The 1,428-nt window shown below is 59.6% G+C and carries 1 protein-coding gene and 1 pseudogene; both read left to right on the plus strand.

Annotated features, from left to right (window positions below; all coding sequences use genetic code 11):
- On the plus strand, window positions 1–793 hold a 793-nt coding region (locus HLUSI_RS0111405; RefSeq protein WP_016834108.1), incomplete at its 5' end, for an HpcH/HpaI aldolase/citrate lyase family protein.
- Between the two features lie 231 nt (window positions 794–1,024).
- Window positions 1,025–1,428: pseudogene (locus HLUSI_RS33280) on the plus strand (hypothetical protein); the annotation flags it as partial.

Below are 1,428 nucleotides of genomic sequence, written 5' to 3' on the forward strand. Positions count from 1 at the left end.
GGCCAGCGGCGCGGATGCGGTCATCGTGGACCTTGAGGACGCGGTGGCGCCGGCCGCCAAGACACAGGCGCGCGACACGCTGGCAGATTGGCTGACGCAGCAAGCGAATCAGCAATCGAATCAGCCGGCCAATCAGCAAGACAAGCTGTGGGTGCGTATCAATGCCGCCGACACGCAATGGTATGACGATGATGTGCGCTGCTTCGCGAATGCGCCGATTGCCGGCATCGTGCTGCCCAAGGCGGATGACTGCGACGCCATCCGCAACATCGCCCGGCATTTCGTCGGTCCGCGCAGTCATACACGTCTGTTGCCGCTGATCGAAACCGCAGTCGGCATTGCACAGATGCGCGATATCGCCCGGGCCCGGCATGTCGAGCGGCTGGTGTTCGGTTCGATCGACCTGCAAGTCGATCTCGGTATCCAGTGCGAACCGCAAGAAAGCGAACTGACGCATCTGCGCGTGGAGATGGTCATTGCATCGCGGCTGGCGAACATCGCACAACCGGTCGACGGCGTCACCACCACCTTCGACGACCTGCCTTTTCTGGAACATGCAGTCAGCCGTGCGCGCCGCATCGGTTTCGGCGCCAAGCTGTGCATCCATCCGCGCCAGGTCGACATCGTCAACCAGGGATTCCTGCCCAGCGCGGAGGAAATCGCCTGGGCTCGCGCCGTCATGGCGGCGGTGGCGCAGAGCGACGGCGGCGCCATCTCGCTCAACGGAAAAATGATCGACAAGCCGGTCATCATGCAGGCGGAAAAATTCCTGCGGCAGATTGGCGAGACGTAACCAATTTGAGTTTGCAGTTTGATTCAGCAGTGACAGCAGCAAAGAAAACAAGCAATAAAAATACAAAAGAAAAAAGCAGGGAAACGCGAAACCGCAAGGAGACAACCCCGGCGGTTTTTCACGAAATACGCACGGCAAGACATAACAACAAGCAAGCGTGGGGATGCATGACGGAGATCGATCATGCACTGGCGCACACCATCGAATTACGTATCCATTCTTGGAGGAGATATGTTTACAACAAAAATCACCCGGCTGATGCTGGCCGCCGGCTTTGCCATGACCGCATTGGCTCTGCCGCTCGCACAGGCACAAACCGTCAAACCGGCCGAACTCAAGATCGGCATCACCACCTTCACGTCCGGCCCGGCCTCGGTATTCGGCGTGCCGGCCAAGCAGGCCGCGGAAATCTACCTGGAAGACCTCAATGCCGCCGACACGCAATGGTATGACGATGATGTGCGCTGCTTCGCGAATGCGCCGATTGCCGGCATCGTGCTGCCCAAGGCGGATGACTGCGACGCCATCCGCAACATCGCCCGGCATTTCGTCGGTCCGCGCAGTCATACACGTCTGTTGCCGCTGATCGAAACCGCAGTCGGCATTGCACAGATGCGCGATATCGCGCGCCGAGT

Origin of the sequence: Herbaspirillum lusitanum P6-12, from assembly GCF_000256565.1 — a bacterium.
Lineage (GTDB): Bacteria > Pseudomonadota > Gammaproteobacteria > Burkholderiales > Burkholderiaceae_D > Herbaspirillum > Herbaspirillum lusitanum.